Source organism: Streptosporangium sp. CA-115845 (genome assembly GCF_050943795.1).
Lineage (GTDB): Bacteria > Actinomycetota > Actinomycetes > Streptosporangiales > Streptosporangiaceae > Streptosporangium.
Map to the genome: position 1 here is coordinate 6,681,767 of NZ_CP191988.1, position 26,318 is coordinate 6,708,084.

Annotated in this window: 26 protein-coding genes; 4 read left to right on the plus strand and 22 right to left on the minus strand. The window is 70.9% G+C overall.

Annotation, left to right across the window (positions count from 1 at the left end; translation table 11 throughout):
- Positions 1–301: 301 nt before the first annotated feature.
- From ACQP0P_RS32045 to ACQP0P_RS32055, 3 genes are all read right to left on the minus strand, one after another.
- Positions 302–2,131 (minus strand): hydantoinase B/oxoprolinase family protein, encoded by a 1,830-nt coding sequence (locus ACQP0P_RS32045; RefSeq protein WP_433361834.1) that lies wholly within the window; start codon positions 2,129–2,131, stop codon positions 302–304.
- Positions 2,124–4,205 (minus strand): hydantoinase/oxoprolinase family protein, encoded by a 2,082-nt coding sequence (locus ACQP0P_RS32050; protein ID WP_433361837.1) that lies wholly within the window; start codon positions 4,203–4,205, stop codon positions 2,124–2,126. Before ACQP0P_RS32050 ends, ACQP0P_RS32045 begins: the two co-directional genes overlap by 8 nt.
- A 178-nt stretch (positions 4,206–4,383) precedes the next feature.
- Entirely contained in the window at positions 4,384–4,830 is a 447-nt protein-coding gene (locus ACQP0P_RS32055; RefSeq protein WP_433361840.1) for a hypothetical protein, read from the minus strand.
- A 366-nt stretch (positions 4,831–5,196) separates the two neighbouring features.
- Here ACQP0P_RS32055 and ACQP0P_RS32060 point away from each other — a divergent pair, with 366 nt between their 5' ends.
- A complete protein-coding gene (locus ACQP0P_RS32060) occupies positions 5,197–5,838 on the plus strand; it encodes a thymidine kinase (RefSeq protein WP_433361843.1) in 642 nt (213 codons plus the stop codon).
- A 25-nt stretch (positions 5,839–5,863) separates the two neighbouring features.
- On the opposite strand, the gene ACQP0P_RS32065 is transcribed toward ACQP0P_RS32060, so the two are convergent.
- From ACQP0P_RS32065 to ACQP0P_RS32075, 3 genes are all read right to left on the minus strand, one after another.
- Positions 5,864–6,535, minus strand: a complete 672-nt coding sequence (locus ACQP0P_RS32065) for a DsbA family oxidoreductase (RefSeq protein WP_433361846.1) — start codon at positions 6,533–6,535, stop codon at positions 5,864–5,866.
- Between the two features lie 280 nt (positions 6,536–6,815).
- Positions 6,816–7,028 (minus strand): DUF5999 family protein, encoded by a 213-nt coding sequence (locus ACQP0P_RS32070; RefSeq protein WP_433361849.1) that lies wholly within the window; start codon positions 7,026–7,028, stop codon positions 6,816–6,818.
- 464 nt (positions 7,029–7,492) lie between these two features.
- Positions 7,493–8,500: a LysR family transcriptional regulator gene (locus tag ACQP0P_RS32075; RefSeq protein WP_433361851.1), complete on the minus strand. Its 1,008-nt coding sequence runs from the start codon at positions 8,498–8,500 to the stop codon at positions 7,493–7,495.
- Positions 8,501–8,618: 118 nt separating this feature from the next.
- On the opposite strand from ACQP0P_RS32075, the gene ACQP0P_RS32080 reads away from it, so the two are divergent.
- Positions 8,619–9,515 carry a serine hydrolase gene (locus ACQP0P_RS32080; protein WP_433361854.1) on the plus strand — a complete coding sequence of 299 codons (897 nt, stop codon included), beginning with the start codon at positions 8,619–8,621 and terminating at the stop codon, positions 9,513–9,515.
- Positions 9,516–9,617: 102 nt separating this feature from the next.
- Here ACQP0P_RS32080 and ACQP0P_RS32085 read toward each other — a convergent pair whose 3' ends face one another.
- The 9 genes from ACQP0P_RS32085 to ACQP0P_RS32125 all read right to left on the minus strand — a co-directional run bounded on the left by ACQP0P_RS32085 (position 9,618) and on the right by ACQP0P_RS32125 (position 16,621).
- Positions 9,618–9,797, minus strand: coding sequence for a substrate-binding domain-containing protein (locus ACQP0P_RS32085; RefSeq protein WP_433361856.1), 180 nt, complete (start codon positions 9,795–9,797; stop codon positions 9,618–9,620).
- A 153-nt stretch (positions 9,798–9,950) separates the two neighbouring features.
- A complete protein-coding gene (locus ACQP0P_RS32090) occupies positions 9,951–10,850 on the minus strand; it encodes a hypothetical protein (protein WP_433361859.1) in 900 nt (299 codons plus the stop codon).
- Between the two features lie 25 nt (positions 10,851–10,875).
- Positions 10,876–11,031 (minus strand): hypothetical protein, encoded by a 156-nt coding sequence (locus ACQP0P_RS32095; RefSeq protein WP_433361862.1) that lies wholly within the window; start codon positions 11,029–11,031, stop codon positions 10,876–10,878.
- A gap of 71 nt (positions 11,032–11,102) precedes the next feature.
- Entirely contained in the window at positions 11,103–12,035 is a 933-nt protein-coding gene (locus ACQP0P_RS32100) for a nucleoside hydrolase (protein ID WP_433361865.1), read from the minus strand.
- A gap of 1 nt (position 12,036) precedes the next feature.
- Positions 12,037–12,786 (minus strand): glutamine amidotransferase, encoded by a 750-nt coding sequence (locus ACQP0P_RS32105; RefSeq protein WP_433361868.1) that lies wholly within the window; start codon positions 12,784–12,786, stop codon positions 12,037–12,039.
- A gap of 10 nt (positions 12,787–12,796) precedes the next feature.
- Complete coding sequence (locus ACQP0P_RS32110; RefSeq protein WP_433361871.1) at positions 12,797–13,852, minus strand: phosphotriesterase family protein; 1,056 nt, start codon at positions 13,850–13,852, stop codon at positions 12,797–12,799.
- Entirely contained in the window at positions 13,849–14,850 is a 1,002-nt protein-coding gene (locus ACQP0P_RS32115) for an ABC transporter permease (RefSeq protein WP_433361874.1), read from the minus strand. The genes ACQP0P_RS32110 and ACQP0P_RS32115 overlap by 4 nt, the downstream gene beginning before the upstream one ends.
- The gene (locus ACQP0P_RS32120) at positions 14,847–15,620 is read right to left on the minus strand and encodes an ATP-binding cassette domain-containing protein (RefSeq protein ID WP_433361877.1); all 774 of its coding nucleotides are present in this window, start codon (positions 15,618–15,620) and stop codon (positions 14,847–14,849) included. Before ACQP0P_RS32120 ends, ACQP0P_RS32115 begins: the two co-directional genes overlap by 4 nt.
- A 17-nt stretch (positions 15,621–15,637) precedes the next feature.
- Positions 15,638–16,621: a substrate-binding domain-containing protein gene (locus ACQP0P_RS32125; protein ID WP_433361880.1), complete on the minus strand. Its 984-nt coding sequence runs from the start codon at positions 16,619–16,621 to the stop codon at positions 15,638–15,640.
- Positions 16,622–16,828: 207 nt separating this feature from the next.
- Here ACQP0P_RS32125 and ACQP0P_RS32130 point away from each other — a divergent pair, with 207 nt between their 5' ends.
- On the plus strand, positions 16,829–17,863 hold the full coding sequence (locus ACQP0P_RS32130; protein ID WP_433361883.1) for a LacI family DNA-binding transcriptional regulator: 1,035 nt from the start codon (positions 16,829–16,831) through the stop codon (positions 17,861–17,863).
- A gap of 31 nt (positions 17,864–17,894) precedes the next feature.
- Positions 17,895–18,986: a M20 family metallopeptidase gene (locus tag ACQP0P_RS32135; protein WP_433361886.1), complete on the plus strand. Its 1,092-nt coding sequence runs from the start codon at positions 17,895–17,897 to the stop codon at positions 18,984–18,986.
- Between the two features lie 38 nt (positions 18,987–19,024).
- Here the strand turns inward: ACQP0P_RS32135 and mnhG are convergent, their stop codons facing one another.
- The 7 genes from mnhG to ACQP0P_RS32170 form a co-directional block, all read right to left on the minus strand.
- Positions 19,025–19,360 carry a monovalent cation/H(+) antiporter subunit G gene (gene mnhG / locus ACQP0P_RS32140; protein WP_037972312.1) on the minus strand — a complete coding sequence of 112 codons (336 nt, stop codon included), beginning with the start codon at positions 19,358–19,360 and terminating at the stop codon, positions 19,025–19,027.
- Between the two features lie 5 nt (positions 19,361–19,365).
- Positions 19,366–19,626, minus strand: a complete 261-nt coding sequence (locus ACQP0P_RS32145) for a monovalent cation/H+ antiporter complex subunit F (protein WP_350929445.1) — start codon at positions 19,624–19,626, stop codon at positions 19,366–19,368.
- The gene (locus ACQP0P_RS32150; RefSeq protein WP_433361890.1) at positions 19,623–20,183 is read right to left on the minus strand and encodes a Na+/H+ antiporter subunit E; all 561 of its coding nucleotides are present in this window, start codon (positions 20,181–20,183) and stop codon (positions 19,623–19,625) included. The genes ACQP0P_RS32145 and ACQP0P_RS32150 overlap by 4 nt, the downstream gene beginning before the upstream one ends.
- Positions 20,180–21,784: a Na+/H+ antiporter subunit D gene (locus ACQP0P_RS32155; RefSeq protein WP_433361893.1), complete on the minus strand. Its 1,605-nt coding sequence runs from the start codon at positions 21,782–21,784 to the stop codon at positions 20,180–20,182. Before ACQP0P_RS32155 ends, ACQP0P_RS32150 begins: the two co-directional genes overlap by 4 nt.
- Positions 21,784–22,602, minus strand: a complete 819-nt coding sequence (locus ACQP0P_RS32160; RefSeq protein WP_433361896.1) for a Na(+)/H(+) antiporter subunit C — start codon at positions 22,600–22,602, stop codon at positions 21,784–21,786. The genes ACQP0P_RS32155 and ACQP0P_RS32160 overlap by 1 nt, the downstream gene beginning before the upstream one ends.
- The gene (locus ACQP0P_RS32165; RefSeq protein WP_433361899.1) at positions 22,599–25,388 is read right to left on the minus strand and encodes a Na+/H+ antiporter subunit A; all 2,790 of its coding nucleotides are present in this window, start codon (positions 25,386–25,388) and stop codon (positions 22,599–22,601) included. Before ACQP0P_RS32165 ends, ACQP0P_RS32160 begins: the two co-directional genes overlap by 4 nt.
- 211 nt (positions 25,389–25,599) lie before the next feature.
- Positions 25,600–26,286 (minus strand): SRPBCC family protein, encoded by a 687-nt coding sequence (locus ACQP0P_RS32170; protein WP_433361902.1) that lies wholly within the window; start codon positions 26,284–26,286, stop codon positions 25,600–25,602.
- Positions 26,287–26,318 lie beyond the last annotated feature (32 nt).

Consider the following 26,318-nt stretch of genomic DNA (forward strand, 5'->3'; position numbering starts at 1 on the left):
GGTCATCCGTCAGGTGCACACAGAGTTTCATGGGTACCACAACCGCAACTGCTCTCAGTTTAGCACCTCTGCGGCCCGGCACACGAACTCGCCGGGCCCCTCCCCCGGCGTGCTGCCGGGGGAGGGGCGATCGCCAGGACGGGCCGGCCGTGGTCCTCACGGCCGTCGTAGCGGGGTGTCTCCCATCTCCCGATCGACCTGATGGGGACCGTGAGGCGAGGCCGGGAGGTGACGGCCCGGCCTTCACCTCTGCCGGGGGCTCCCGGAGCGGAACGCCGATGCGGGCGGTACACCCGCTCGGCTACACGAGGTCCACCTCCGCGTACGGCAGGCCACCGGACAGGGGCGGGAAACCCGGGCCCCGGTCGAAGAAGGGTAGGTCGTCGGTGACCAGGGCGCGCAGTTCCGCGCGGCGGATCTCGGTGGCCTCGGCGTCCACCTGCGGATCGTCGCGGGGACCGGACAGGACGACCCCGTAGTCGTCGCGGGCGCCGTCCGCCGAGACCTTGCCGTCGCGGACGTCGGCGGCCACCAGGGCGGGATCGCGGTCCAGTGGAGAACCCCAGCCGCCACCGCCGGTGGTGCGGACCCGAATGATCTCGCCCGCCCGGACCGGCGAGTCGTCCACCAGGCCCTCCATCTCCGTCCCGTCGATCTCCACGACGAAGGGTTTTCCGGCCCGGCCGCCGTTCACCCCCCAGCAGGACAGGATCGAGCGGTCGGCGATGGACATGAACGAGGCGTCGCGGAGCATCCGCAGGTGCTTGTCGTAGCCGAGACCGCCCCGGTAGAGGCCGGGACCGCCGGAGTCGCGGGCCAGGCCGAGCCGCTCGACCCGGAAGGGCCAGCGGGACTCGGCGAACTCGACCGGGATGTTGCGCGAGTCGGGCACCACGTGGATGGTGTCCTCCCCGTCCGCGTACCACCGGCCGCCCGAGCCGCCGCCGAGGACCTCACGCATCAGGTACGGGGTGCCGTCCAGGCCGTCGCCGTAGACGCCGGTGTAGCGGATGGTCTCCTGGTCGGCGGGCATCCGGCCGCCGGTCGCCTTGGCCAGCACCCCGGCCAGCACGCCCAGCAGGCGCAGGATCACGAAGGTACGGGCGTTGGTGGGGGCCGGGAAGATCGGGGTGAGCAGGGTGCCCTTCTGCGGGAACCGCATCTCGATGAGCGGCACGACGCCCTCGTTGACGTCGAGTTCGGCCATCCGCTCGGGGGTGTCGGCCAGGTTGCGCAGGATCGGCGCCAGCCACTTCTTCAGGAACACCCCGTCGGCGTAGTCGCCCGCGTGGTTGATCGGCCCCTTGGCCTGCGGCGAGGTGCCGGTGAAGTCGATGACCAGCGGCACCGGCGCGGAGTGGTCGACGGTGAGGGTTATCCGCTGGGTGTGCAGGCGGGGGGCGTCCACCCCGTCGTGCTCGGCGTAGTCCTCCCACACGTGGGTGCCCTCGGGGATCTTGGCCAGCAGTTCCCTGCGGAACGTCTCGGTGGTGTTGGAAATGATCGCGTCGAAGCACGCCTCGACCGCCTCGCGCCCGTACCGGTCGAACAGCTCGCCCAGCCGCCGCGCGCCCATCAGGCAGGCCGAGCACTCGGCGTCCAGGTCTCCGGCCAGCGAGTCGGGCATCCGCGAGTTCCGGGTCATGATGGTGAGCGCCGCCCGGTTGGGCACGCCCTCGTCCCACAGTTTGATCGGCGGGACCATCAGCCCCTCCTCGAACACGCTGCGCGCGTTGCTCGGCATGGAGCCGGGCACGCCCCCGCCGATGTCGTCATGGTGGCCGAACGCCTGCACGAAGGCGACGACCTCCCCGCCGTGAAAGACCGGGACCGTCACGCACAGGTCGGGCAGGTGCCCGATGCCCCCCTCGGACAGGTAGACGTCGTTGTGGAAGAACACGTCGCCGGGCTTCATCTCGGCGATCGGGAAGTCCCTGACGATCGGCTGGACCAGCGCCGAGTAGGACCTGCCGGTCAGCTTGCGCAGCCGTACGTCGTGGATGCCCGCGCGGAAGTCGTGCGCGTCGCGGATCATGGGCGAGCGGGCGGTACGGGCGATGGCCGTCTCGACCTCCATCTCCACGGACGCGAGCGTTCCCTCGACGATCTCCACCAGTACCGGGTCAGCCATTCGCGTCCGCTCCACGGCGCACCTCCAGGTTTCCGAACTCGTCCATGGTCGCGGTGAAGCCGGGGTGGACCGGCAGTGTGGAGCCGTACTCCTCGATGACCGCGGGACCGCTGATCTCCGCTCCGGCCGCCAGGTCGGCGCGGCGGTGGATCGGGGTGCTGCCCCACTCGTCGTAACAGACCTCACGGAAGGCGACCGGCTCGGGCCGGCTGGTGCCGTGCGGCCGGCGTCCGATGGCGGGGCGGGTGATCGGGCCGATACCGGAGACCCGGAGGTTGACCCACTCGACGCCGTGCCGGGGGTCGTCGCGGTAGCCGTACCCGTAGAGCTTGTGGTGCTCGGTGTGGAAGCGGTCCAGCACCTCGGCCCGCCACGCCTCGTCCAGCGGTCCGGCCGGGGCCGTCACCCTGACCTCGTAGGCCTGGCCGTAGTAGCGCAGGTCGGCGCTGCGCGCGTAGACGTGCGCCTTTCCTGCGAAACCCTCGCGGTCCAGGGCCGAGGCCGCCTGTCCCTCCAGCTCGCCGAAGATCTCCGCGGCGGCCGCGAACGAGAGGTCTCGGGTGACGAAGGTGCGCACGTAGTCGTTCTTGACGTCCACGGTGAGCAGCCCGAACGCCGAGACGTTGCCGGGGTCGGGCGGGACGATCACCGAGGGCAGGCCGAGGATGTCGATGAGCCTGCAGACCAGTAGCGGTCCCGAGCCGCCGAAGGCGACCATGGGGAAGTCGCGCACGTCCAGGCCGCGCTTGACGGTGATCTGGCGGATGGCGTTCGACTGGTTGAACGCGCTGATCTCCAGGATGCCCGTCGCGGTCCGTTCGGGAGTCAGTCCGATCTTGCCCGCGAGCGCCTCGATCCCCTGCCGGGCGGCGTCGGCGTCCAGCGGGATCTCCCCGCCGAGCAGGTGCGCCGGAACCCGGCCGAGGAAGACGTGCGCGTCGGTGACGGTGACCTCGGTGCCGCCCCGGCCGTAGCAGAGCGGCCCCGGGTCGGCCCCCGCGGACCTGGGCCCGACCTTCAGCGTGCCCTCCGGAGAGATCCACGCGATGGAGCCGCCGCCCGCGCCGACGGTCACGATGTCGATCATCGGGATCTTGCACGGGTAGCGGCCGATGCTGCCCTCGGTGGTCAGCGACGGCTCCCCGTCGACGACCACCGCGACGTCGGTGGAGGTGCCGCCGCCGTCCAGGGTGATCACCGAGGGGTGCCCGGCGGTGGCGGCGATCAGCGCGGCGCCGAGCGCGCCCGCGGCCGGTCCGGAGAGCACCGTGGTGATCGGCTGGTGCACCACCTCGGCCGCGGAGAGCACACCGCCGTTGCTCTTCATCACGGAGAACGGCAGGCCCTCCCCCGTCTCGTTCGCCTCTCCCAGACGTTCGGCCAGGTTGGCGATGTAGCGGCGCATCGTCGGTTTGACCGCGGCGTCGACCAGCGTGGTGACCGAGCGCTCGTACTCGCGGTACTCGCGCAGCACGTCGCACGAGATCGAGACGACCGCGTCCGGGTGCTCCCGTTCCAGGACCTCCCGCATGCGCAGCTCGTGGGCGGGGTTGGCGTACGAGTGCAGGAAGCAGACGCCGATCGCGGTGATACCGCGGTCGCGGAACCACCGGGCCGTCTCGACGGCCTGCTCCTCGTCGAACGGCCGCACCTCGGCCCCGGTGTGGTCCAGGCGCCCGCCGACGGTCCTGACCCGGTGCACCGGGACGATGCGGGGCGGCTTCACCCAGAAATAGGAGTTGCCGTAGCCGTCGGGCACGCTCTGGCGGGCGATCTCCAGGATGAACTCGAAACCCTCGGTGGTGACGAAGCCCAGGTCGGCGATCCGGTCCTCAAGGAGCTGGTTGGTGGCGACCGTGGTGCCGTGCACCACCGCCGACACGGCTTCCAGGGTCACCTCCTCGGCCCCGGCCGCCTTTCTGAGGACCTTCCATACCCCCTCCATGAACCCGTCGGCTGGGTTGGCGGGGGTGGAGGGAGTCTTGGTCGTGGTGATCTCACCGGTCTGCTCGTCCACCGCGACCACGTCTGTGAACGTGCCCCCGGTGTCGACCCCGATACGGACGCTGCGCATGCCCCCGTGTCTACCCAGTCCCGGCGAATCCGCAAATCGGCGGACCCTGCCGAAGCTACGCCCGATCCTTGGGCAGTGTTGGCGGGAGCGGAGGGGTGAGTACCGGTGAACGTCCGCGGAGACGCGAAGGGCCGGCCCTGCCGGAGGCCGGCCCTGCCGGAGGTCCGCGGTGCGCGTTCTAGCGGCGCCGGGGACCCATGGTGGTGTTGATCACCGAGTCGGCGTCGTGCGCGTGGACCTTGGCGGCGAGGCGGATGGCGATCTCGTTCGTACGGCGCAGTTCGGCCTCGACCCTGTCCTTGCCGGACTGGCCGATCTGCACGCCGAAGTAGGCGCCGATGATCGCGCCCGAGACGCCGACGAGCCCGGCGAACGGCGCGGTCGTGTCGCCCCCGCGCAGCGTGATCACCGCGAAACCGATCAGGATGACCACGAGCCCCACGATGACGACGTAGAACCCGTACCGCCAGCGAGCCGCCTCGGCCTGGGCGGCGACGGCCTCGTCCTCGCTCATCATCGCCGCGAGCGCCACCGGTATCTCCGTGGTCTCCGCGCTGGAGGGGCCGGAGGTCAGGGTGGCCGGGGTCTTGCCGAGAGGTGGAACGGTCTTGTTGGTGGTCGTCACTGGTTCTCCCACTTTCCGATATGCCAAAGGGAATCTCCCATGCTTTTCACGGTCAAGCCAAGTCAAGCCCAGTCAGGCTATGCCAGCCAGGGACCACCCACCCCTACCAGCGGATCTTCCCTCTAAACCCCCTCGTACCTCCCGTCCTTCACCCTCGATCGCAGACCATGACCTTTCAGGCGGATGTCCAAGGATGGACCGTTACAAAACATGAAGATCACGAATCGAGAGCGGCCTGCTCTGACCCACCGGCCGAGCCCCGTCGACTCCCCGGCACCGCAGGGATCACAGGGCCAACGAAAGCGACAAACCGGTCACCAGGGGTGGAGATCGCTGACCACGCCAGAAGTACTAGGCTGGCGCCCCGTGACCGAAACGTCTGCCCTCTCCGCCGTTCCCGCCGTCTCCCGGGACGGGGTGCTGCGCTTCTACTTCGGCCCGATGGACTGCGGCAAGTCCACCCTGGCCCTGCAGATGAACTACAACCACGGCCGCCAGGGCAGGCGCGGCCTGGTGCTCACCAAACACGACCGCTCGGGCAGCGCGCAGGTCACCAGCCGGATCGGCCTGGGCAGCGAGGCCGTCGAGGTCGACGACGACCTGGACCTGGTGGACCTGGTCCGCGCGCACCAGCCCATCGACTACGTCATCTGCGACGAGGCGTGCTTCTACACGGTCGCCCAGATCGAGCAGCTCGCCGACCTCACCGACGACCACGGCGTCGACGTCTACGCCTTCGGCCTGGCCTCGGACTTCCGCTCGCGGATGTTCCCCGCCGCCCAGCGGCTCTTCGAGCTGGCCGACGAGATCAACCGCCTCCAGGTCGAGGTCCTGTGCTGGTGCGGGCGCCCCGGGCGGCTGAACGCCCGGGTGGTCGGCGGCAGCATGACCCGTACCGGCGAGCAGGTGGTCATCGGCGACACCGGCGCCGCTCCGATCCGCTACCAGGTCCTGTGCCGCCGCCACCACCGCTCCGGCGAGCTCGGCCTGCCCGGTCTTCCCGGCTGACCTCCCCCGCGCGGGCCCGGCGTCGTCAGACGGCGCAGTATCCCTCGTCATCGCAGGCGTTCCCGCCGGCCGGTGACTGCCCGGTGCGCTCGGCGACCTCTTCCAGGGCGGCGAGCAGGGTGTCCTCGGGCTGGGCGCCGGAGACGGCGAACTGGCCCTCGAACAGGAAGAGCGGTACCGAGCTGACGCCGATGGCACGGGCCTGGGCCAGCTCCTCCCGCACCGCCGCCGCGCCGTCCGCACCGTCGAGGTCCGCCCGTACGCCGAGTTCCCCGGCCAGCTTGGCGAGCACCTCGCGCGAGCCGACGTCGAGACCGTCGGTGAAGTGCGCCCGGAAGAGCGCGTACAGCGCCTCCTCCCCCTTGCCCTGCTCTCCGGCGAGCCGGATGAGGCGGTGCGCGTCGAAGGTGTTGGCCTGGATCGCGTGGTCGAAGTCCAGCACCAGCCCGTCCTCCGCGGCGACCCCGCCCACTCTCCCGAACATCTGCGCGGCCTGCTCGGCCCCGCCGAACTTCTTCGCGGCCCAGGTGAGTGTGAGCTCGCCGGTGGACTTCGCGTCCGGCGCGAGCTGGAACGGCCTGAACTCGACCTCCACCTCCCCGCCCTTGGCCCGGTAGCGCTCGACGGCGCGGGCGAAGCGGGCATGACCGATGTAGCACCAGGGACAGACGACGTCTGAGTAGATTTCAACCTTCACATACCGCTGCAACCGGCGCGAAGGGCCGCTCATTCCGCGGTATCGCCCACACCTGGTGAGGCGGGGTCAGTACGACAACCGCCTGCCCGCCGGAGTCCGCAGGTCCAGGGTGAGCCGGGCGGAGGACCGTGACCGCCTGCGGGTCTGGATCCGACGCATCGTCACCCGACCTTCGCGGGCCGCCATGTCCCGGGCACCGGGACCGGGACGGAAAAGAGCCGCCGGGGCACCCTCCCCCGACGAGAGGGCGGGCCGGCGGCCGTCTGGGAGGCCGAAGCCCTCATGCCGCCCCGACGCAGTGGCTGTGCTGGGCGGGAATGTCGCGATGGGCGGGAATGCTACGTCCGTCGGGCATAAGCTCCCCGGTGTCATCGAAGACCACCACGCCGTTGCAGAGCAGCCCCCACCCCTGCTCTGGGTAGGAGACCACGAGACGCGCCGCCTCATGGTCAAAAGCGTCCGCGGACGGACAGGGGGGTATGTGCTGGCACACGGTCTTGCTCCGATCTTGATTGGCTGCGGGAAGGACTCCCGGCTCAGAGGGAGATGGCACGGACGACTTTCCCGGCCGGCTCGCGCCGGCTTCATGGAATCTCGCCTTCGCATCCGCGCCGGCACTTCGTGCGCTCCAACGCGACCAGGTTCTGGTGGGTGGCCCCGCCTGCGTCACCGCGTCCATCTGTCCGATGACCCGCACATGACGCGGGATCTCCTACCAGTGTTCCCTGAGCCAACAAGGGTTAATTTGTCACCTTTTTTGGTATCAATTAATCTTTGTCTACACCCGTGCTCGTCGGCCGTCGATAGAGACACGGTCTTGTCCTGGTAGAGCATTCTTTGCGTCGCCAGGTTCCCTCGGCAGCAGGGGCAGAACCGGCCGACCGTGACCGCCGGGCAGTGGCCGGATGCGGTCAGCGCCGGGCCGATATGACAACCAGGCCGGCGGCCGGAAGGGGGTCAGGGCGCGTAGACGATGGACCAGGGGCGAGGCTCGGTCGACGGTGCCACTCCGAGGGCCGGCGGCGGTGTCCCGGCGGTGCCGTGCCGGGCGAGGACCTCGGCGGCCAGCACGGCGAAGCGAGTGGCCGCCGGGTGGGCCGACCGTTCCGGCCAGGCGACGCATATCCCCCGCTGGAGCGGGTCGCCGGCCAGGGGGCGCCAGATCACCCGTGGCTCCCTGCGCGCCATCGCCTCCTGCTCGAACGCCACCCCGTGGCCCGCCAGCACCAGTCCCAGCAGGAACTCCGGGTTGCGGGCGTGCCGGAGCCGTACCGGGGAGAAACCTTTCGTGCGGCAGACGTCGAGCAGGTGGTCGTACCAGGCCGGGAAGGTCTCGCGGGGGAAGACGACGAGGTCGTGCCCGGTGAGGTCGGCCAGCTCGATCTCCCACGGCCGCGATCCCGGCCGCCGCGCCCCCGGTTCCGGCCGTACCACTGCCAGGGGGGAGGTGCGTGGCAGCACCACGCCCAGCGGGATCTTCACGACAGGGCCGTACAGCAGACCGGGGGCATCGACGGGGTGGTGCACGAGGCCCGCGTCGAGCTGGGCGGAGGCCAGGCGGCGGAGCTGTTCCGGGACCGTGAGCTCTTGGAGCTCCAGGTGTAGCCCCGGGGTGTCCTCGGTGACGCGCCGCAGCAGGGCGTGGAGTGCCACGGCCGGGATCTCCGGGGGCACCCCGACCCGGAGGGTTCCCAGCTCGCCTTCACCGGCCTGGCGCATCATCGTCCGCAGGCGCTCCTCGCCCGCGAGGAACCGCCTGGCCTCCCCGACGAGAAGCCGGCCCGCCGCCGTGAGCTCGATCTGGCGGCGCGAGCGGTCGAACAACTCGGCGCCGAGCTCGCGCTCCAGTCGCTGGATCGACTGGCTGAGCGGCGGCTGGGCGATGCCGAGCACCTCCGCGGCATGGCCGAAGTGCAGTTCTTCGGCGACGACGAGGAAATGCCGCAGGTGCCGGGAAAGGTCCACGGCGCCACGATAGGCGATCGTCCGCGCGCGCCTTCATCCCCCGAGATCCGTCGGATCTCCCCAGGCATGGACGACCGTGCTTCACAGACATCCGGCGGGCCTGGATAGCGTTGCGGGTGTGTCGACAGAGGAACGGATAGCGGAGATCTTCGCGGCGGCCGGCCTGGACGGTCATCTGCACGCGCTGGACATCACCGGGGGGCGTGCGGTCGGGGTACGCGCCGACGAGCAGGTGGTGATCGCCTCGATCTTCAAGGTGCTGCTGGTCCTGGAGTTCGCCCGCCAGGCCGCGGCCGGCCAGCTCGACCCGGCCGAGCGCGTGCTGGTGACGGCCGGGGACAGGCTCGGCGGCTGGGGAACCGCCGGATGCGCGGACGACGTGGAGCTGTCGCTCCGCGACCTGGCCCACTTCGCCATGTCCGTCAGCGACAACACCGCCGCCGACCTGCTGATGCGCAGGGTGGGCCTGGACACCGTCCAGATGCTGGCCGCGGAGCTGGGGCTGGGACGCACCCGGGTGATCGGCGGGCCCAGGCAGGTGCTGGAGTCGATGCTCGCGGATGTGGGGGCGCGGGACGGCGCCGAGTTCGCGCGGATCTTCCCGACCCTGCCCGCCGAGCGGGTCTGGGCGCTGCGGGTCTTCGACCCCGGTCACACGACCTCGAGCACCGCGCGCGAGATGACCCGGCTGCTCGGGCTGATCTGGCGCGACGAGGCGGGACCGCCGCAGGCGTGCGCGGCGGTGCGCGACTACCTGGCGCGGCAGATCTCCTGGACCCGGATCGCCTCGGGGTTCCCCCCGGAGGTGCGGGTGTCCGCCAAGACCGGGACGCTGCCCGGCCTGCACATGGAGGCGGGGGTCGCCGAGTATCCCGGCGGCGGGAGGTACGCGGTGGCGGTGTTCGCCAGGACCGAGCAGCTGCACGCGACCCGGCGCATCGACGTCGACCTGGCGATCGGCCAGGCCGCCCGGGTCGCCGTCGACGCGCTACGCGCCGGCCCCGACCGCGGCTGAGGTCCGCACCGGGCTGGAACACCGCGCGGAGCCACGGGGGCCACCGCGCGGGACCACCGGAAGGCCTGGACGGCCTGTCCCCAGGGCGGCTCCCGGCGCCTTTCAGGAAGGGCCGCCTGGTGCGGTGGAGTCGCGGATCACGAGCCGGCAGGGCATGGTGTGGATGCCCGGGGCGACCTTCCCGTCGATGGCGGCGAACAGGTGTTGCGCGGCCGTGTGCCCCAGCCGTTCCAGGTTCGGGTCGACGCTGGTGAGCAGCGGGCGGCTCTCAGCCGACAGCACCTCCCAGCTGATCTCCGCGCCGCAGGCGATCGTCTAGTGCGACGTTCCTCATCGGACGCGCAGATCCACGTTGACTCAGGACGCAGGAAAGGCCACCTCGACAGCCCCGGGGTTTCGGCCGCGCGTTCGCGACCTCCGTTGAGGAACGGAGCACTAGGCGGCGTCGGCGATCTCCCTCAGCCGGGCGGCCAGTTGCTCCGGCTCGCCGTCCACCAGGGCCGACACCCCGCGCCACCAGGCGAACCACTCGCCGCTGCGCCACATCCAGTCGATCCGCTCGATGGCGGCGATGACGTCGCCCCTGTTGCGCCAGACCGCACCCGCCTGTTCCGCGGAGGCGCCCTGGCGCAGCGCCCAGGTGTGCAGGACTCCGGCGGCCTCGGTGTCGACCGGCTGCTCGTACGGGTCGGGGTGCTCGTCCAGCCGGTGCGGGCCCAGCCCCGCGGCGACGCCCCAGCTCCACTGGGCCTCGGCGGGACGGGAGTAGCGCAGCGAGTCGAAGTCGAGGTTGGAACCGAGCTCGTCGTCCGCCCGGCGCAGCACCAGCGCGTCGAGGCGGCCGCCCGCGTCGAAGGAGACCACGATCCGCTGGCCGGGGCGCGCGCCGGGCGGCAGTTCGACCCGGTCCTCGGCCTGCCAGGAGTTGAGGTCGGTGACGGCGGCGGGGCGGCCCCAGGTCTCGTCCGCCGCGTCGTCGGCGATCCAGGCGGCGAGCATCTCCAGAACCGTCAGGTCGGTCCACGGTTCGATCGCGGTGGAGCTCCACAGCACCTCGTCCGGCGCGGGCAGCTTGCCGCCGCGCTCGCGCCGCCACCACCGCTCGCCGAGCTCGCGGGTTCCGACCAGCAGGGCGGCCAGCGCGGCGAGCTCGGTGGATCTGCGGGTGAGGGGGGCGCCTCGGGCGAGCTCGACGGAACGCGCGACACGGTCGGCGCCCAGCGCCGCTCCCGCCTCGCCCAGCAGCAGGGCGGCGTCCGGCCGCTCCTCGCCCAGTAGGTCACGGATCAGTCGTCTGGCCTCGGTTCTCGCGTCCTCCGCACGTCCCTCACGCATACCGACACGGTACGCCGGGAGATCCTTAGGCGCGAGCGTCACCGGGCGCCACCACCTGCCGTCGTCCTGCGGTGACGCGGCGAGGTGCGCCGATGTGGCCGAGCAGGGTGCGGGAGAGTATCCGTTTGATACCCCCGGCCAGCATGATCAGGTCGCGCACCGGCCCGCTGGGGAACGGCATCGGCCTTCGGCCGCCCACGTGTCACGCGGGCGGCCGAAGAGCGCGTGGCGGCCCCGGCCGGTGTCCGAGCGTCAGCCGAGGGTGTCGATCGCACCGATCATGATGTCCCAGAACCGGTCCCGGTCGAGTACGGTTCCGACGTTCGCGTTGGGCTCCCAGTCCATCCGGCCGTGCAGGTCGGCCACGGTGGCGCCCCGGGTGTGCGCGCCGTCCAGCTCGACCCGCAGACCCACCCGGACATGGGTGAGGACCGTGGGATCGATCAGGTAGGCGACGGTGATCGGATCGTGCAGCGGGGGCGCCTCGAATCCCCAGGTCTGGTGGTAGCTGGAGCCGAAGAAGGTGAGAAGTTCCACGCAGACCCGGGCCAGCGGGGTGCCGAGCGCGGCTATCCGGTCGAGCACGTCCGCGGTGACGAGCGCCTGGTGGCTGACGTTGAGCCCCACCCAGGTGGTCGGGATGCCGCTGCCGAGCACCTCCGCCGCGGCCTCCGGGTCGGCGTAGATGTTGAACTCGGCGTAGGGCGTGTGGTTGCCGCGCTCGGTGGAGCCACCCATGATCACGATCTCGCGGATCCGGTCGCGGTCGCCGGGATGGCTGCGCAGCAGCGTGGCGATGTTGGTCAGCGGCCCGATGGCCACCACCGTCACCGGCTCGTCGGCGGCGGCGAGCGTGTCGTGGATGAGCTCGACACCGTGGCGCGGATCGAGGGGCACGTCGGGCTCGCCGAAGGCCGGGCCGTCCAGCCCGCTCTCCCCGTGCACGTAGTCGCCGATCTCCAGCGGGCCGGCGAGCGGCCGGTCGCAACCGGCCGCGACCGGCACCCCGGTCGCCCCCGCCAGGCTGAGCATCCGCCGCGCGTTGAGGGCGGTCTTCGCCACGGTCTGGTTGCCGGCGACGGTGGTGACCGCGCGCAGGTCGATCGCCGGGTCGGCCACCGCCAGCAGGATGGCCAGGGCGTCGTCGTGCCCCGGATCACAGTCGAGAATCACCGGGATCGGCATGTCAGATCTCCTTCGCCAGCCAGCGCACGGCCCGGGTGAAGAGGGTGCGGTAACCATCCCAGGTGACGAACTCCTCGGGGCACCAGTGCGGGGCGATGTCGGAGGCCCAGGCGAGCGTGCGGCCCGCCCCCGCCTGCCGTACGGCGAGCAGCGGGTCGGCGCCGACGGTGGCGAGCAGCCGGGCGTCCTCGGGGACCTCGAAGCGGTTGTAGCCGAGCAGGTCGGGCCAGTCGGAGGGCAGCCCGTCCACGATGGGATGGGCCGGATCGACGACGACGCCCGGAAGACCCTGCGGGGTCTCCACCCGGTCGTCGTAGGGAGAGATCCGGGCGGGGAGCACCCGCTCCACGGGGGTGCCGCGGAAGGCCGCCTTCGCCTCGATGCCCTGGAAGCTGAGGTAGCCACCGGCCATCGCCAGGCCGCCGCCCTGCTCCACCCAGCTCGCCAGCAGGTCGAGCCGGTTCGCCGACTTCCTGCTGTGCAGCCAGGTGTCGGGGTGCAGCAGGATGCTGTTGGCGCCGATGTCGGAGAGCACGACGACGTCGTAGGCCGCCAGCTCCTCGGACGTCCCGGGGAACAGCTTGGGCACGTCGTGCGCGGGTAGATGGTCGACCTCGATGCCGTCTGCCACCAGTACGTCGCGCAGCGGCTCGAAGCCGGTGTGGTAGGTCGTCGTGGTGAACTCGTCGAACCCCTTGTAGTGGGTCGACACGCTCATCCACGACTCGCCGGCGATCAGCACGCGGGTCATATCGTCTCCTTCAGAGGGTCTTCGGGGTGGTAAAGAGCTCGCGCGGGTTGGCGACGAGCAGCCGGTCGGTGTCCTCGGGGGTCAGCCCGTGCTGGTGCAGGCGCGGCACGAAATGCGTGAGGATGTGCGCGTAGCCGGTTCCGCCGTACCGGACCAGCATGGTCTTGAGGAACACGTCCTGGGAGAGCAGCAGCCGACCGCCCAGGCCGGCGCGGACCAGCCAGGCGACGGCGGCGGCGTTCTCCTCGTCGCACGGCGACTGGCCCTCGCCGGGGTAGAGGTAGTCCATGCCGCACATGTCGTATCCGAGGTAGGCCCCCCGGGCGGCGAGGGACACCTGGTAGTCGCGCTCACGCAGGCTGGGGTTCATGTGTGACAGCACGGTGGCCGTGAGGAGGCCGCCCTCCTCGGCGACGACGTCGAGCACCCGGTGGCCGTGCCGTACCCACCCGGGCAGGTGCACCGAGAGCGGCGCGCCGGTGCGGGCCTGGGCTCGGGCGGCGCCGCGCAGCACCTTCTCCTCGGCCGGGGTGAAGTCCGGGGAGATCCCGATCTCCCCGATCACCCCGGCACGTACTCCCCCGGCGCCGTCGACCAGATCTCGCTCGATCTCGTCGGCGACGTCGGCGGCGCTCATGCCACGAACCCGGGCCGGTTGGGTGCGCTCCAGGTAGAAGCCGCAGCCCATCACGATGTTCAGGCCGGTGGCACGGGCGATGCGGACCAGCTCCGCCGGGGCGCGGCCGATGCCCTCCGGGGTGACGTCCAGCACGGTGCGGCCCCCACGGGCCGCGAATCGGGCCACCTCCTCGATCGCCACACCGGTGTCGTCGAGGGACACGTTGTCGCGGGAGAGGTAGGGGTCCAGCCGCAGCCGGCCGAGGAACTCCATCCGCACCGGCGAGCCGGCGATCAGCTCACCCTCGGCGTCGCCCTCGGGGGCGGGGTGCCAGGCGCTGGCGCCGTTGTTGCGCAGGTGCTCGTGGCAGAGAGTGATGCCGAGCTCGGCGACGGGCACCTCGCCGAGCACCGTGGTCGCGGTCGCCGCCTCGGCCCGACCGGTCATTTCCGCACCGCGCCGAACCTCGCCCACATTTTGTTGTTGGCGAAGATGGCCAGCAGGAGAATGCTGCCCTGCACGATCTGCACGTAGAACGGCGAGACGTGCAGCAGCACCAGGCCGTTGGCGATGACGCCGAGGGTGAGCGCGCCGAAGATGGTGCCGAGCATGCTGGCCCGTCCGCCGAACAGACTGGTCCCGCCGAGCACGACGGCCGTGATGACCTCCAGCTCGAACCCGGTGCCCGCGTTCGACGACCCGGAGCTGAGCCGGGTGGCGATCAGCACTCCGGCGAGCGCGGCGGCCAGGCCGGCCAGCACGTAGACGGTGAGCCCGATCCTGCGGGTGTTCACACCGGTACGGCGCAGCGACTCACCGTTGGAGCCGAGACCGACCACGTAGCGGCCGAACGGCGTGCGGGTCAGGACCAGCCAGCCGAGCAGCGCGATCACCACGGCGAGGATGGCCGGCACCGGCACTCCGGCGATGCGGCCCTGGCCGAGCTGGACGATCCACAACTCACCGTCGATCGGGGTGGAGTACCCCTCGGTCGCGCGCAGGGCGGTGCCCCGCAGGATCGAGAGCATGGCCAAGGTGACGATGAACGCCGGGATGCCCTGGTAGGAGGAGAACCAGCCGTTGACGAACCCGATCGCCGCGCCGAGCGCGAGGATCGCGATGAGCGCGAGGGTGGGATCCCAGCCCTGCTGCAGGACGATCGCCAGCAACGATCCGGACAGCGCGACCGTCGAGCCGACCGACAGGTCGATGCCGGCGGTGCTGATCACGAAGGTCATCGCGACCGCGACGATCAGGGTCGGGGAGATCTGCCGGATCAGGTTGAGCAGGTTGCCGACGCTGGCGAAGCGGTCGGCGGAGAACGAGAAGAAGATCAGCAGCAGGACCAGCACGGCCCCGATGGCGATGGTCTGGGCGTGGCTGCCGATGTGGGCGGTGAGGCGGGCCGATCGGGTGGTGACCACCCTCTCACTGGTGACGGTCATGACCGCGCTCCCTCGGGCTGGTCGTGGGCGACGATCTCCGACACGAGCCGCTCCAGGCTGGTGGTGCGGGCGTCGAGGTCGGCGCGGAGCGTCCCCTCGTACATCACGCAGAGCCGGTCGCAGACCCGGAACAGGTCCTGGAGGCGGTGGGTGATCAGAATCACCGAGACCCCCTGGGAGGAGACGGTCTTGATCAGTTCCAGCACCGTCTCGACCTCGGCGACGGCGAGCGCGGCCGTGGGCTCGTCGAGGATGAGCAGCTTGGGGCCGAAGGTGACCGCGCGGGCGATGGCGACCGCCTGCCGCTGTCCGCCGGAGAGCCCTCCCACCGGGATGTCGGTGAGCGGGATCCGGATGTTGAGCGCGTCAAGTTGCCGGCGCGCGTCCTTGTGCATCCGCTTGATGTCCAGCAGCAGGCCACCGGCCCGGCGCGGTTCACGGCCGAGGAACAGATTGCCCGCCACGTCGATGTCGTCGCAGAGCGCGAGGTCCTGGTAGACCATCTCGATCCCCAGTTCGCGAGCGTCGCGGGGGGTGGCGAAGGACACCTGGCGGCCGTCGAAGACGATCTGCCCGGAGTCCGGCACGACGGTGCCCGCGAGCACCTTCATCAGGGTGGACTTGCCGGCGGCGTTGTCGCCGACCAGTCCCACCACCTCGCCCGCACCGACCCGCAGATTGGCCCCGCGCAGCGCGTCGACCATCCCGTAGCGTTTGCGGATGTCGCGCATGACCACACGGTCCGCGCCGGTCGCCTCGTAGTCGGTCATAGGGGTCTCTCCGTCGCTCACTTGAACGTGGAACGGTACTTGTCGACGTTTTCCTGGGTCACGATCGTGACGGGCACATCAATGGTCTTCTTGGCCTGCGCGCCACCGATCAGCGCCTTGACCTCCTTGACCGCCTCGTAGCCCTCGGTCCTGGGATCCTGCTGCACGACTCCGGCGACGAAGCCGGCGTCGATGCCGCCGATCACTTCCGCGGTGAGGTCCCAGCCGAAGACCTTGACCCGGTCGCTCGCGTTCTGCGACTTCACCGCGGCCACCGTGCCGAGCAGCGCGGGCTCTCCGGTGGCGTACACGGCCGTGAGGTCCGAGCGCGAGGTGAGCAGGTTCTCGGCGGCGGCCAGGGCGGCCTCCTGCTTGTTCTGCCCGTCCACGGTCTGGACGATCTTGGCGCCGGCCGCCTCGACGGTCGAGTTGAAGCCGTCCTTGCGCACGTTCTGGATGAAGGAGTTGAGCGCGCCGACCACGCCGATGTTCGGCGCGGCCACATTCTGCTTCTTGGCCCACTCGTTGACGAACGTGCCCATCTGCTTGGCCGCGGCCGCGTTGTCCACGCCCACCTGGGTGTCGACCGCCGGGGAGTCCACGATCGCGTCGACGGCCACGACCTTCAGTCCCGCGTCCTTGGCGATCTTGACGGCGGGCTTGATGCCCTCGACGTCGATGGCCACCACGATGACGCCGTCGAACTGCTGCTGGACGAAGTTGTCGATGGCCTCGTTCTGCTTCACGGAGTCGTCGTTGGCGTTGAAGATCGTGAGGTCGACGCCCGCCTCCTGCGCGGCCTGCTGAGCACCGGCGTTCATCTCGTTGAAGAAGATCGCCTGCTGGTTGATCTGCACCAGGCCGATCTTCGGCTTTTCTCCGCCGTCGGCTGAGGGCGCGGTGTCGGAGGCGTCCGTGCCGCCACATGCCGCGGCCAGCAGGCCGGTGGCAAGGATCGCCGTGACGGCGGTCAGGCGGGTGAAGCGAGTCGGTCGTGCCATCAAATCAGCCTTTCGAGACGCTGATACAGCGGGGGTTGGTAATCGATTACCAATGTCCGGGGATGTTAGCCATCAGGGAAAACCCACGTCAAGGTGACGTAAGGCCGCGGACGCTCTATGGTGCTAACCACCCGCATACGAGCGAGCTCACATGACGGGGAGGCGGCCGGTTATCCTCAGCACGACCAGGGAAATCGATTACACAACATGGGCGTGACAATCCACGACGTGGCCAGAGCGGCCGGCGTCTCCGTGGCCTCGGCCTCGCGTGCCCTGTCCGGGCGTCGCAAGGTCACCGCCGAGGTGGCCGAGCGGGTGACCCGGGCCGCCGCCGAGCTGGGCTACCGGCCTAACGCCATCGCCAAGGCACTGCGCGACCAGACCACCGGAACAATCGGCATGATCGTTCCCGGCATCGGCAACCCGTTCTTCACCACGATCGTCGAGTCGGTGGAGCATCAGCTCCAGGAGACCGGGCGGGACCTGCTGTTGTGCGCCTCCCTGTACACACCCGAGATCGAGGCCCGGCGGCTGAACACGCTGCTGGCCCGGCGGGTGGACGGCCTGATCATCAGCCCGTGCGACTTCGAGGCCAGCGCGCCGGCCGTGCTGAACGCGGCCCGGCAGGTGCCCCTGGTGCAGGTGGACCGCTACATCGAGGGCGGCGGAGCCGACTGGGTCGGCGTGGACGACGACTCGGCGCTGGCCCAGGCGGTCGACCACGTGGTCGCCGGAGGAGCACGCTCCGTCGTCTTCGTCAGCAGCCGCCTGATGAACTCCTCCGCGAGGTTGCGGCTGGCCGGCTTCCAGCTCGCCACAGCCCGTGCCGGGATCGCCTCCCTGCCGCCGCTGCTCGGCGAGTTCACCCTCGCCTGGGGCTTCGAGGCCGGGCAGGCGCTGCTCGCCGGCGACGCCCTGCCGGACGCGGTGGTCTGCGGAAACGACGAGATCGCGGTCGGCCTGCTGCGGGCGCTGCGGCTCGGCGGTGTACGGGTTCCCGAGGAGATATCGGTGGTGGGGTTCGACGACGTCGGCCACGCGGCGATGTGCGACCCGCCGCTCACCACAGTGCGCCAGCCCGTGGAGGAGATGGCGGCCGAGGCGGTACGCCTGCTGAACCAGGTACGGGTGGGCGATCCACGGCCCGCGCAGCGCATCGCGATCGCCCCCCGGCTCGTCGTACGGCAGACCAGCCGACCCGCGACCAGGGGCGTGGCCCCCGCCGGAGCCGGAGAACCATGACCGAGGACGGTCGGGAAGACAAGGAAACGACATGACCGACGTCGTGGCACTGACCAGCGAGCTGATCAGGATCGACTCGGTGGGCGGCGGCGAGGCCGCGGTCGCCGAGCCGCTCGCCCGCAGGCTGGAAGCCGCCGGTTTCGAGGTGCGGGCACACGACCACGCGCCCGGCCGTACCGGACTGGTGGCCCGGTGGGGAACGGGCATGCCCGTCACCCTCACCGGCCACCTCGACACGGTTCCGCTGGGCGGCCAGGCATGGACGCACGAGCCGCACGCCGCGGAGATGGACGGCGACCGGCTCTACGGGCGGGGGTCGAGCGACATGAAGGCCGGAGTGGCCGCGCTGGTCGTCGCCGCCGAGCGGCACGCGCGCGGGCCGGGCCGCCGGGTGGCGCTGGAGATCGTCCTCACCGCGGGGGAGGAGACCGGCTGCGAGGGCGCGATCGACATGATCGCCCGCGGGCTGGTCAGCCGATCCCGGGGACTGCTGGTGGCCGAGCCCACCGCGAACCGTGCCCTGCTCGGGCACAAGGGCGCGCTCTGGCTGAAGGCGACCGCCCAAGGCCGGACCGCTCACGGCTCGATGCCCCACCTGGGTGACAACGCGATCTACAAGCTGGCCCGCGCCATCGGCGCCGTCGAGCGCTTCGATCACGGCGTTCCCCCCCACCCCTGGCTCGGCGCGCCGACCGCGAACGTGGGGACCGTACACGGCGGGATCAACGTGAACTCCGTCCCCGACCTCGCCGAGGCGACCGTCGACATACGCACGGTCACCGGCCAGGACCACGCGGAGCTACGCGAGCGGCTCCGGGAGAGGCTCGGCGGGGAGACCTCGCTGGAGGTGCTGACCGACCTGCCCTCGGTGTGGACCGACCCGGACGACCCCTTCGTGCGGGCCCTGCTCGCCGCGGGGGCCCGCCCCCCGGGCGACCGACCGGCCGCCAGCTACTTCACCGACGCCTCGGTGCTGGCCGCCGCCTGCGGCGGAGTACCCACCGTGATCTGCGGCCCCGGGGAGCCGGAGCAGGCACACGTCACCGACGAGTACTGCGAGACTCCCCGGATCGAGGAGGCCGTCGAGATCTACGCCGGCGCCCTGGCGGGGTTGCCGTCGTAACAAAAATCGGGTGAATTCGGCTGACACCTGACAGGGCACTACTGGGCGCGAGCGTCGCCGGGAGACGGTACGGCCGTGCCGTCGTCGCCGTCGTCCTGCGGCTTCGCGGTGAGATAGGCGGCCCTTCCCACCATGTAGGCGGCCACCGCGGCCGTCACCACCTGGTAGACGGCGACCAGGACGATGACGCCGGCGATCTTCCAGCTGGGGTCGCGCAGCCACATGGCGAGCAGGATGAGGTGGAGGCCGAGCACCTGGGGCTTGGTCGCCGCGTGCATGCGCGCCAGGGTGCCGGGGAACCTGACCATGCCCACCCCCGCCGCGAACGCCAGCGTCGCCCCCAGCAGCAGGCAGACGGCCGCGGCCACGTCCATCGCGGTCACCGGGCACGCCCGGAGAAGAACCTGGCCAGCGAGACCGAGCCGACGAACCCCAGCAGGGAGAGCACCAGCAGCACGGGCAGCATCGAGTACTCCCGGTAGGTCGCCGCCCCCGCCCCGATCGCGCAGATGACGACGGCGGTGAGCACGTCCAGCGCGACGGCGCGGTCCAGCATCGTCGGACCGCGCACCAGGCGGTAGAGCGTCATCGCCGCCGCGGCGGCGAGCAGTCCCAGGGCGATCAGGTAAACCGTCGTCATCGCACCTCCTCCTGATCCGCGCGAGTGCCGAAGGCGGCCACGATGCGGTTCTCCAGCCGGGTCACGTCATCCTGGGTGACCTGGCTGACCGTCGACGGGTCACCGGGCACGCCGAGCACGTGGAGCAGGAGCGTTCTCTCCCGGACGTTCGCATCCAGCACCAGGCTGCCCGGCAGCGCCGACAGCGCCACCGTCACCAGCACCGCCATCGGCTCCGACGAGGCACGCAGCCTCACCTCGACGAACTGGACCGGCGGCGGTTTGCCCAGTCTCAGCGCCCAGAAGGCCACCCGGAAGCTGGAGACCACCATGTCCCGCAAGAAGCGGATGAGGAACAGCGGGATCTTGACAGGGTGGAGCCGGATGCCGGTGTCCTGGATCGGCAGGGGCAGCAGCCACACGAGGACCAGCCCGGCCAGCAGGCCGCCGAGCACGTTGCCCACGCTCAGGTCTCCCCAGAGCAGCAGCCAGATCAGCGTCAGCCAGAGCACCTGCGGCAGCGGCACGGGCCTGCCCAGCAGCCGCAGCACCGTGAACGTCGGGCGGGGCTCGCTCACCGCTCACCGCCGAGCACCGCGGAGATGTACGGTTCACGGGCCAGCAGTTCCGCCGCGGCCCGCTGCGACAGGGCGGACAGCGGGCCGGCCAGCACGGTGAAGGACAGGGCCAGCGCCACCAGGGCGGCCGTGGAGGCGAACATGAGCTTCGGCATGGTGACGGAGGTGACGATCGCCTCGCCGGCGGACCCGGCGGCGGGCTTCGGGTCCGCTCCGTCCCCGTCCTCCTGGGTGTCCTCCTGGGTCTCCAGCACGGTTCCCCCCTCGGTGACCATTCCCGCGGGCGGCACCCGCCAGAACGCCTTGTTCCAGGTCGTGGCCACCGCGTACAGGGTGAGCAGGCTGGTCACCAGCCCTCCGGCGACCAGGGTCAGGGCCATCGGACCGCCGTCCGCCACTCCCGCCTGGATCAGCCCGAGCTTGCCCAGGAAGCCTGACATCGGCGGGATGCCCGCCAGGTTCATCGCGGGCACGAAGAAGAGCACCGCGATCACGGGTGTCAGTTTCGCCAGACCGCCGAGACCCTCCAGGGAGGTGGTGCCGGTGCGGCGCTCGATCATGCCGGTCACCAGGAACAGGCTCGTCTGCACGGTGATGTGGTGAGCCACGTAGAAGATGGCACCCGCCATGCCCTGGACGCTGTACAGGGCGACTCCGAACACCATATAGCCGATATGGCTGACCAGGGTGAAGGAGAGCATCCGTTTTATGTCGGTCTGCGCCACCGCCCCGAGCACCCCGACGAGCATGGTCAGCAGCGCCGCCCACATCAGAATGTCGCCCACCGGACCGCCGGGGAACAGCAGCGCCTCCAGGCGGATGATCGAGTAGACGCCGACCTTGGTGAGCAGCCCGGCGAAGAGCGCCGTCGCGGGGGCGGGCGCGGTCGGATACGAGTCGGGCAGCCACGCCGACATCGGGAAGATCGCGGCCTTGACCACGAAGACCAGCAGGAGCGTCAACTCGACCAGCAGCCTGACATGCTGGGGCAGCACCGAGAAGCGCTCGGCCAGCTGCGCCAGCGACACGGTGCCCGTGGCGCCGTAGGCCACCGCGATCGCGACCAGGAACAGCAGTGACGAGGCCAGTCCTATCACCGTGTAGGTGGCGCCCGCCCGGATGCGGGCCTCGGTCCCGCCGAAGGTCAGCAGCACGTACGAGCCGCCGAGCAGCATCTCGAACCCGACGAAGAGGTTGAACAGGTCCCCGGAGAGGAAGGCGTCCGACACTCCGGCGACCATGATCAAGTAGGCCGGGTGGAAGATCGACAGTGAGGCCTTGTACTCCTGGTCGGCCCAGGACTGGGAGAGCGAGTAGATCATCACGCAGAGCGTCACCGCGGAGGAGACCGCCAGCATCAGCGTGGAGAGCCGGTCGGCGACGAGCGCGATGCCGATCTGCCCGCCCCAGCCCCCGGCCCGGGCCACCAGCGGCCCCTGCTGATCCGCCGCGAACAGCAGGACCAGCGACACGAGCAGCACCACCGCGAGCGTGCCCACGCTGATCAGCGCCTGCAGCTTGCGCAGCCTCTGGCCGATGGCCAGCTTGAGACCGACGGCCAGCAGCGGCAGCACCACGGGCACCGGGATCAGCGCCTCCATCAGTCCTCCCCCTCCAGCTCGGGATCTTCCGCCCTGGCCTGTCGTGCCCGGTCCTCCCGGATCGCGGCGCGCATCTGCCCGCGGGCATCGCGCTGGCGGGCGCGGAGCCGCTTGCGGATCTCACGCTCGCGCGCCGCCTGCTCCCGCTGCCTGCGGCCGAACTCGGCGCGCACCTCACGGAGGCGCCTCTCCCGGCCCTCCTTGGAGACGTCCTCCGCCTGCTGGGCCTCGGCGAAACGCTCGGCGAGCCGCTCGGCGGACAGGCCGTCGTTCTTGTGCTCCTGCAACCAGTGGCCCAGGTCTACGTTGACGTCCAGGATCCGCTGCTCCAGTTCCTCGGCCTCCCTGCGCTCCCACTCGTGGTGTTCCTCCTCCAACCGGGCCAGCTCGGCGCGCTGCTCGCGGACCAGCCGCTGGTACGCCGCCTGCCGGTCGAGCACGGCCTGGCTCAGCTCGCCCTGCCTGGCGCGCAGCCGCACCCGGCGGTCCTCGGTGTCGTCCTGCACCTCGTCGGCACCGGTGAGCTGCCAGGATCGATGGATCATGGCAAGCAGGAAGGCGGTGACGCCCAGCGTGATGACGATGGAGGTGAGCACCATGGCCTGCGGCAGCGGGTCGGCCATCCGCTCCGGGTCGGAGACGCCCAGGATCGGCGGTTCTCCCGGTGGCCCGCCCACGGTGAGGATCAGCAGGTTCACCCCGTTGCTGAGCAGGATGACGCCGGCCAGCAGTCGGACCAGGCTCCTCTCCAGCAGCAGCGTGACCCCCGCGGCCACGAGCACGGCGACCACCAGGAGCGGCAGCACGGGCGCGGTCACCGGCCCTCCTCCTCGTCGATCTGCCGATCCAGCTCGGCGCCCAGGCTGCGCAGGATGTCCCGCACCATGCCGATCACCGTGATGTAGACCCCGAGGTCGAACAGGAGCACCGTCGACAGGTGCAGCTTGCCGACCAGCGGGACGTACAGGTCGGCGGAGAGCATGTCCAGCACTCCGGCGCCGCCCAGCAGCCCCACCAGCGCGGTGAGCGTGGACAGCAGGAGCCCCAGCCCGATCATCACTCCGGGGGCGACCGGTGCGGCGGCGGCCAGCTCGTACCTGCCTCCGGCGAGGTAGCGCAGGACCAGGGCGAGGCCCGCCACGATGCCTCCGGCGAACCCGCCGCCCACCCCGCTGTGCCCGGTGAACAGCAGGAAGACCGAGACCAGCATCACGGTGTGGAAGGTCACCCGGGCCACGAACTCAAGGACCACCGTCCGCTGCCCCGGCGGCAGGGTGGTCGCCAGCCAGTACGTCCGGGGCTCCTCCCCGGTTCTCTCCGGCGAGGGTCGCGGCGCGTACGAGCGGCTGCGTAGGAAGATCAGGCCGGTCATGCCGAGGGTGAGCACAACGAGCACGGAGCTCTCCCCCATGGTGTCCCAGGCCCTGATGTCGACCAGGAGCGCACTGACGATGTTGGCGGCCCCGGCCTCCTTCGCCGCCTCGGCCATCAGCGTGCCGATCGGTGTCGCCTGCCGCGCGTTCATCGCGAACATGCCGGCTCCGGCCACCACGACACCGCTCACGATGCCGAGGGTGAGCCGCGCGCCGAACGACAGCCGCCCCCGCTCCTCCCTCGGCCCGAGGGGAAGCCTCCGCAGCACCAGCACGAACACGACCAGGCTCAGCGTCTCGACGAGGAACTGGGTCAGCGCCAGGTCGGGCGCGCCGTGGACGAGGAAGAGCAGCGCCGTGCCGTACCCGGTCAGGCCGGCCACCAGCACGAGCACGATGTGGGAGCGCACCCGGAGCGCGATGGCCGTCGCGGCGATGATGAGCACGCCGATGACGGGCTGCTCGATGCGGTTCCAGGCCACCACGTCCAGCCGGAGGTCGGGTCCGGGGCCGTACGCCAGCGAGAAGACCCCCACCGCCGCCACCGAGACGAATGCGATCATGAGGTAGTCGGGCAGCGAGCCGCGCTGGACGACGCCGGTCAGCTGCAGGGAGAAACGTTCCAGCCCGCGGACCAGGCCCCAGTAGGCCCGGCCGGAGTCGATCACGTGCAGGCCCTCCCCGATCCGCGCCAGCGGTTTCCTGGCCAGGAAGAGGAGCGCTCCACCCGCCAGCGCGACGGCCGAGAGCAGCAGCGGCACCTGGGCGCCGCTCCACAGCGCGAGGTGGGTGCCGTGGCCGGGCCCGGGGAAGGTGTCGGTGTAGCTCCGCATCGCCTCGCCGTACCGTGCGGCGAACGGGGCGACGGCGAGGCCGAGCACGGAGAGCAGCGCGGGCGGCAGGAACAGCGCGGCGCCGAAGGAGTGCACGGACACCGGCTCGACACCGGGCTTGGCGGCGAAGGCGCCCCACAGGAAACGCGCGCTGTAGCCGGCGGTGAGCGCCGACCCGAGGACGACTCCGGCGAGCACCACCGTGTCGATGCCCCGTCCGGTCAGCAGTGACTCGAAGGCGGCCTCCTTACCGGCGAACCCCAGGAACATCGGGATGCCCGCCATCGAGGCGGCGGCTCCGGTGGCGACCGCGGCCAGCCACGGCGCCGAGCGCCGCAGGCCGCTCAGCTCTCGCAGGTCGCGGGTGCCCGTGGCGTGATCGATGATGCCGACGACCAGGAAGAGGGAGGCTTTGAACAGCGCGTGCGCGAGCAGCATCCCGACCCCGGCGATCGCGGTGTCGCGGGTGCCCGCGCCGAACAGCACCGTCAGGAAGCCCAGCTGGCTCACCGTGCCGTAGGCGAGCAGCTTCTTGAGGTCGTGCTCGCGCAGCGCCCGCCAGGCGCAGAGCAGCATGGTGAGCAGGCCCAGGGGTACGGCGGTCCACCGCCAGGCGGCGAGCTCCCCGAAAGCCGGGCCCAGGCGGGCGAGCAGGTAGATTCCCGCCTTCACCATCGCCGCGGCGTGCAGGTAGGCCGAGACCGGGGTCGGCGCGGCCATCGCGGCGGGCAGCCACATGCTGAACGGGAAGACCGCCGACTTCGACAGCGCGCCGACCAGGATCAGCACCACCGCCACCGCCACCAGGCCGCCGGACGGCGGGCTCTGCACGATCCGCGAGATACGGTACGTTCCCGCCGCCTCGCCGAGCATGACCATGCCGCCCAGCATCGCCAGGCCACCGGAGGTGGTGACGATCAGCGCCTGCATCGCGGCGCGACGGCTGGTCCTGCCGGCGGGGTCGTGGCCGATCATCAGGTAGGAGAAGACCGTGGTCAGCTCCCAGAACACGTACAGCAGCAGCAGGTCGTCCGCGACCACCAGCCCGAGCATCGCCCCGGCGAAGGCGACGAGCACCCCGGCGAACCGGCCCAGCCCCTCGGCGCCCGCGGAGAAGTAACGTGAGCAGTACAGCACGACCAGCGCGCCCACGCCCGTGACCAGGGCCGTCATGAGCAGGGCCAGCGCGTCGGCGCGGAAGGACAGCCCCAGCCCGAGGCCGGGCGCCCAGTCGTGGTGCGACTCGACGGGAATGCCGGTCAGGGCGATCCAGACTGTGTAGCCGAACCCGCAGGCCGGTGGCACGGCGAGCATGAGGAACGCGGCCCTGCCGAAGCGGCGCACCAGCGCCGGAGCGAGCACCGCCGCCACGGCGTGCAGGATCAGCAGCGGCTCCATGTTCCCCCGTGACCCGTCGTGGCAGACGTACGCCAGGATCCTAAAAGGCGTAAGTTTGCCTGGTCAAACGCGCGGACCGCCGCCCCGGACACCGTAGATCCCTCATCGAGGCATGATCGACTCCTCGAACGTTCCTGCTGGCAGGGACATTGACACCCCCTCGGCACCGCCGCCGGCGGAAGCGCTTACCCCTCTCCTTTTGTGAGCGACGTCACCGCTTCCTGCCGGTACGGCCGAGCAGCCAGCCGATCACCGCGCTGCCGAGCGCGACGCCCGCGCCCATGCCGAACGCGGCGAGGAGCGACCAGACGGGGACTCCGGCTCTGGGCTGTTTCGCCGGGCGCTCGAAGACGTGCGCGGGGCCGGCTTCGAGCGTCACTCCCGGCACGGCGGGTGCGGTGGCCTCCGCGGGTGCGGCGGCCTCCGCGGGTACCGCGGCGACGGGGATCTCACCGGAGACACCGGAGACGAGGTGGCTCTCCACCGCGGAGAAGAAGTCACCCGCGGTCTTCCTCGCGACGGAGCCGAGCATGCGCTGGCCGACACCACCGATCATGCCGCCGATCACGGCCTCGGCGTCGTAGTCGATCCGGGTGCCACCCTCGACCTCGCTGAGACGGACCTGCACCGTGGCGTCCACGGTGCCGGGGGCGCCCTGGCCGCGAGCCCTGAGCACGAACCGTTCCGGAGCCTCGGGCTCCGACAGGGCGACCTCGCCCTGGTAGACGCCCTTGATGGAGGCCACTCCCGCGGTGACGGTCATCCGGTAGGTGTCCGGGCCCGTCTCCTCAAGGCGCTCGCACCCCGGAATCGTGCGTACGAGCACGGCCGGGTTCTGGAGCGCTGACCACACACGATCTCTGTCGATGCCGAGCACGGCACTGCCTGCGAGCTTCACACCAAGCACCCTAGGCAATCGCGGGGCGGGCG